This is a genomic window from Streptomyces sp. NRRL S-495 (genome assembly GCF_000966955.1).
Lineage (GTDB): Bacteria > Actinomycetota > Actinomycetes > Streptomycetales > Streptomycetaceae > Kitasatospora > Kitasatospora purpeofusca.
Genome location: NZ_JZWY01001100.1, coordinates 1 through 5,247 on the forward strand (window position 1 = coordinate 1; position 5,247 = coordinate 5,247).

A 5,247-nucleotide genomic window follows, 5' to 3' on the forward strand; every position below is an offset into this window, starting at 1 on the left:
GCCCCCGGGCCCCTCGCCGCCCCCGGGCACCTCGATGCCCAGCACCAGGTGGGTGCGGGGCCGGATCTCCCCTGGCCGGGCGCCGACCCGCACCCGCCCGGTGTACCGGGTGACGCCGTAGCCGAGCTGCTCCAGCACGTCGGCGAACAGGGTGTTCTGCTCGAAGCAGTACCCGCCGCGCGAGCCGGCGACGAGCTTGGCCTCCAGATCGGTGAGGTCCAGCGAGGGCACGGTGCCGACCACCACGTCGATGTTCTCGAACGGGATGCCCAGCACGTGCGCGTGTTGCAGTGATCGGAGCGTGTCGAGGGTGGGAGCGCGTCCGCCGTCCCATCCGATGCGTGCGAAGTACTTGTCGAGATCGACGCTCATACCGCCACCGTACGGACCGGGCGCCGCCCGGACCTCCGGCTGCGGTTCGGGTCGTCCTCGACCCTCCGACCTAGGTCCATTCCGCGACATCGGTCGGGGCCGGGTCGGGGCCGGTCAGGACCGGTCGGAAGCGGTCGTCCCTGGTCGGGGGCCCCTGGTCGGCGTGGTCGGGCCCGGCTCAGCCGCCGATCCGCACCACGTACTTGCCGGTCGCCCGCCGCTCCGCCATCGCGTCGTGGGCGGCCGGGACGGCGGCCAGGCCGGGCAGTTCGGTGACGGGCAGCTCCAGACCGCCGTCCGCGAGCAGGCCGACGACCCGGCGGACCGCCCGGGCGAGCCGCTCGGGCGCCGTGGCGGCGAGGCCGCGGTGGCTGAAGCCGGTGACGGTGAGGTTGCCCGCCATCAGGCGGGCGAGCGGGGGCAGATCGGCGACGGCGCCGCCGCCCGCGTTGCCGAACAGCACGATCCGGGCGCCGGGTGCCGCCACGGCGAGGTCGAGCTCCAGGGCCTCGGTGCCCAGCGGGTCGAGCACGAGGTCGACACCCCGGCCGTCGGTGGCGGTCCGGACCGCCTCCGCGAGTGCCTCGTCGCGGGCGAAGGCGTGCTGGTAGCCGGTGGCGAGCACGGCGGCGGCCTTCTCCGGGCGGCCGACGGTGCCGATCAGCCGGCCGCCGCCGAGCAGCGGGACGAGCTGGGCGAGGGCGTGGCCGATCCCGCCGCCCGCCGAGTGCACCAGGACGGTGTCCCCGGCGGCGAAGCGGCCGGCGTCGGTCAGCAGCAGCAGCGCGGTGGCCAGGCCCAGGGGGACGGCGGCGGCCTCGCGCAGCCCCACCCCGTCCGGGAGCGGCACGGTGAGCGCCGCCTCGGCGGTCACCACCTCGGCGAGCCCGGCGCCGACGGGTGCGGCCACCACCCGGTCGCCGACGGCCAGTCCGGTGACACCCTCGCCGAGCGCCCGGACGGTGCCGGCCACCTCCTTGCCGGGCCGGTACGGCCAGTCGGCGGCGTACGCGGCGTCGCCCCGGCGGGTCATCACGTCGACGAAGTTCAGTCCGGCGTAGGCGACGTCGACCGTCACCTGCCCGGGGCCGGGCTCGGGCTCCGGGAGCTCCTGGACCTGGGAGTTCTCGGACCCGCCGGGTGCGGTCATCACCAGTGCGCGCATGGTTGTCGGTCCCCTCGACTACGATGTTCGACGAACTACGAAATTGAACGCGGGACAGTGGTACCACGCAATTTCGATGGATGTCGAACATCGCAGATCAGGGAGGTCGACCATGCCCCGCAGCACCCGCCGCCGACCGGCGCCCACCCACCCCGCGACCGAGGAGATCGACCTCTTCGACGTCCTGCACGCGCTCGCCGACCCCACCCGGATGACCATCGTCCGGGTGCTGCGTGCCGAGCCGGAACGCGCCTGCGGCACCTTCCCGGTGGACGTCGCGCCCTCCACCCTCAGCCACCACTTCAAGGTGCTGCGCGAGTCCGGCCTGATCACCCAGCGCGAGGAGGCCAACCGCCGCTTCTCCGCCCTCCGCACGGCCGACCTGGAGCACCGCTTCCCCAAGCTCCTGGACACCGTCCTGGCCGCCCACGCCCACGCCGACACCCGCACCCACGCCGCCCCGGGCTCCGAGGCCACGTCCTAGGACGGGTCAGAGCTCCCAGGACCGGGGCCGGGCCAGGGCCTCCCACTCCGGCCGGAGCAGGGACAGCACCGCGGCGTCGTACCGGCGGCCCCGGTGCAGGCAGGCCGAGCGGCGCACACCCTCCTGGACGAAGCCCGCCCCGGCCAGGACGGCGAGCGCCGGGGCGTTGCCGGTGTGGGTGACGGCCTGGAGGCGGTGCAGGGGCAGCTCGCCGAAAGCGAGGTCGACCAGCGCGTCCAGCGCGGCCGAACCGTGGCCCCCGCCCCGGTGGTGCTCGTCCATGAGCAGCGAGATCTCCGCCGTGCCGTCGGCGAGGTCCTGGTCGAAGAGGGCGATGTGGCCGATCGGCGTGCCGTCGGGGAGCAGGACCAGGAAGTCGTCCCGGTCGTTGTCGTCCCGATGGCGCTCCAGCCGCTCCCGCAGGGCGGACAGCGCGCGCGGCCAGTAGCCGATCTGGTGCACGGCCACGGGGTCGGAGCGCCAGCGCTGCAGCAGTTCGGCGTCGTCGACGTCGACGACCGTGAACCCGATGCCGTGGCCCCGCCAGCACACCTCCCGGTCCGCCGCCTCGATGCCGTCCTCGATGCCGTCCTCGGTCCCGGGTGCGTTCTCACTGTCGGTCACGCACGGATGCTACGAGGCCCGCACCGGCCGCCACCAGCGAATTTCCCGTCGCCGGGACGGGTGTCACGATCCCCCCGCCGGACCGCCGGGCGACCGTTACGCAGCCGATGAAGCGCTGTGACACGACCGGCCGGGGACCGCGACACGGGCTTCCTACCGTCAGTCGGGACGCACCGGCCACAGGGTGCCGGAGCCCGCGTCACCACGATGAAGGAGAGCTCGCATGGCTCTGCGTACGACCACCAACCGCGCCCGGCGCTCGGCCGGCGTCTCCCGGCTGACGGCCGTCTGCGCCCTGACCGGCGCCGCCCTGCTGGCGACCGTCACCGGCGGGCAGGCCTGGGCCGACGGCGGCGCGCCCAGCGCGCCCAGCGCGGCCCCGAAGGCCGCCGCCCCCGTCACGCCCACCGCCACCCCCTCCGCAGGCCCGGTCGAGGCCGGCAGCGGCCCCGCCGTCAAGGCGCCCCAGCACCCGGAGCGGCCCCCGACGGCCCAGCCCGCCCCGCCGTCGGTCGAGCAGCCGAAGGAGCAGGCGCGGCCCGCCACGCCGACCGCGCGGCCGGAAGGCGTCCCGCCGAAGCCCCAGGCGCCCACCGACGCCAAGCCGCAGGTGCGTGAGGTTCCCAAGGGCGCTGCCCAGGCCGGCGACGGCTCCGGGGCCGGCGACTCCTCCGGCCTCAAGCTGGTCGGCGGCGGCACCGTCGCCGCCATCGGCGCCGGGGCGCTCGGCTTCGCGCTGCTGCGCCGGCGTTCCGGTGCGCGGGGCTGACAACGCTCCCGGGTCCTCCCCGCACCCCGTCGCCGCCGGTCCGGACGGCGGCGACGGGGTGCGGGCGGCGCGGGGCCGCCGGGCCCGGGACGGTTCGCAGCACGGCCGCCACGGGCGGCGCGCCGGACGCGGGACGGGACTGAACCGGAGCGTCTTCGGCGCGGCCGGGCTGCTCTGCCTGGCGATCGGCGCGACCGTGGCGGTCTCGGGCCGCGCGGAGCCGCCGGTGGTCCGGGTGGAGACCTCGGCCCGGCAGGCCCCCGGCGCCAGCGACCCGGCGGCGCCCGCACCCGCGGCCTCCGCCCCGTCGGCGGCGACTGGCACTGCCTCCGCCGACACCGCCGCCCCCCGCCCGCTGGCGGCCTCGGCCCCGACCAGGCTGCTGATCCCCGCGGCCGGGGTGGACGCCCCGGTCACCGGCCTCGGCCTGAACGCCGACGGCACGGTCGAGGTGCCGGCCGCCGACCGCGCCGACGAGGTCGGCTGGTACCGCAACGGCCCGACCCCGGGGGAGACCGGGCCCGCCGTCCTGATCGGGCACTACGACACCGCGCACGGCCCGGCGGTGTTCCACAACGTGCCGAAGCTGAAGCCGGGCGACCTGATCCAGATCCGGCGGGAGGACGGCGGCACGGTGGACTTCCGGGTCCGCGCCCTGCTCCAGACCGCGAAGAACACCTTCCCCACCGACGCGGTGTACGGCAACACCAAGGGGCCCGAGCTGCGTCTGATCACCTGCGGCGGCCGGATCGGGGCCGACGGCCACTGGACGGACAACATCGTCGTCCTGGCCGATCCGGCGACGCCCGTAGGCTGACGGGGTCGAACGGCGCCCGGCGGAGTCCCCGTCGGGCGCCCGCCACGTCGGCCGGGGCTCGATCGAACGCGCATCGGGCAGGCACCGAGAACGCGCAGCGCACACAGGACCGGAAAGGACCCCGGAGGATGAGTACCGCCCCCCGCCGTACCGCCGGCCGCCGCACCGCCCCCCGCCGCACCGCCGGCGGGCCCCGCGGGGCCCGCCTCCGCCCCGTTCTCCCCGTTCTCCCCGTCCTGTTCGCCGCTGCGGCGCTCGCCCTCCCGGTCGGTTGCGCCGCCCCCGGCGAACTGCGCGACTACGGCGCGGCGGTACTCGTCACGCCCTCCCCGGCCCGCGAGCCGCTCTGGCCGGGTGCACCCACCGCCGCGTCGCCGACGCCGTTGGAGCCCGCGGGGAGCCGCAGCCCGGAGCCGCCGCCGCAGCCGGTCCCCGACCTCACCGTCCCCGGGCAGGACGTCACCGCCGTGGACATCCGCGCCCTGCTCACCAAGGACCCCGGCGTCACCCAGGACGAACGGCGGGTCCTCGAACCGTGCCCGGGCTGCGAGCTGCGCGCCCCCGAGTACCGCGACCTCACCGGGGACGGCCGGCCCGAGCTGCTGCTCGCCGTCGGCCTCGCCGGCACCGTCGTGCTGCACGTCTACACCGCCTCCGGCGACCGGCTGCTGCCGATCCACCGGGTCTCCCTGCTGAAGGGGTTCGGCGCCGAGACGGTCGGCACCGACCTGTGGCTGTACGAGCCGACCGCCTCCTTCCGGACCGGCCGCCTCTACCGCTGGGACGGGGTGCGGCTGGCCCTGGCCGACCAGAAGGTGGAGGGCATCGGGCCGACCCCGGAGCCCGATCCGACGCCGACCGCCGAGAAGCCCGCGGTGGAGAAGCCGCCCGGTACCGGCCCGTCCGCCGGGTCCGGAGGCGGGCCGGTCAGACCCTCGGCCCCGTCCCGGCCCGTCGGCTCCCCGTCCGCCGGCTCGGACGCGGCGGTCGGCAAGCAGCCGCAGCCCGTCCCCGCC

7 protein-coding genes are annotated in these 5,247 nt (G+C 76.6%); 4 read left to right on the forward strand and 3 right to left on the reverse strand.

Going from position 1 to position 5,247, the window contains the following annotated elements; all coding sequences use genetic code 11:
* Positions 1–372: arylamine N-acetyltransferase (locus tag VR45_RS39390; RefSeq protein WP_045944774.1), on the reverse strand; the 372-nt coding region annotated here is incomplete at its 3' end.
* 178 nt (positions 373–550) lie between these two features.
* Positions 551–1,537 carry a zinc-binding dehydrogenase gene (locus VR45_RS39395; protein ID WP_045944775.1) on the reverse strand — a complete coding sequence of 329 codons (987 nt, stop codon included), beginning with the start codon at positions 1,535–1,537 and terminating at the stop codon, positions 551–553.
* Between the two features lie 112 nt (positions 1,538–1,649).
* Between VR45_RS39395 and VR45_RS39400 the strand changes: the two genes are divergently transcribed.
* On the forward strand, positions 1,650–2,021 hold the full coding sequence (locus VR45_RS39400; RefSeq protein WP_045944776.1) for a metalloregulator ArsR/SmtB family transcription factor: 372 nt from the start codon (positions 1,650–1,652) through the stop codon (positions 2,019–2,021).
* 6 nt (positions 2,022–2,027) lie between these two features.
* Here the strand turns inward: VR45_RS39400 and VR45_RS39405 are convergent, their stop codons facing one another.
* Positions 2,028–2,594, reverse strand: a complete 567-nt coding sequence (locus VR45_RS39405) for a GNAT family protein (RefSeq protein WP_234326634.1) — start codon at positions 2,592–2,594, stop codon at positions 2,028–2,030.
* Positions 2,595–2,868: 274 nt separating this feature from the next.
* On the opposite strand from VR45_RS39405, the gene VR45_RS39410 reads away from it, so the two are divergent.
* From VR45_RS39410 to VR45_RS39420, 3 genes are all read left to right on the forward strand, one after another.
* The gene (locus VR45_RS39410; RefSeq protein ID WP_045944778.1) at positions 2,869–3,414 is read left to right on the forward strand and encodes a hypothetical protein; all 546 of its coding nucleotides are present in this window, start codon (positions 2,869–2,871) and stop codon (positions 3,412–3,414) included.
* Positions 3,401–4,231 (forward strand): class F sortase, encoded by an 831-nt coding sequence (locus VR45_RS39415; protein WP_234326632.1) that lies wholly within the window; start codon positions 3,401–3,403, stop codon positions 4,229–4,231. The genes VR45_RS39410 and VR45_RS39415 overlap by 14 nt, the downstream gene beginning before the upstream one ends.
* Positions 4,232–4,359: 128 nt before the next feature.
* The coding region (locus tag VR45_RS39420) for a hypothetical protein (RefSeq protein WP_045944779.1) at positions 4,360–5,247 on the forward strand (888 nt) is incomplete at its 3' end.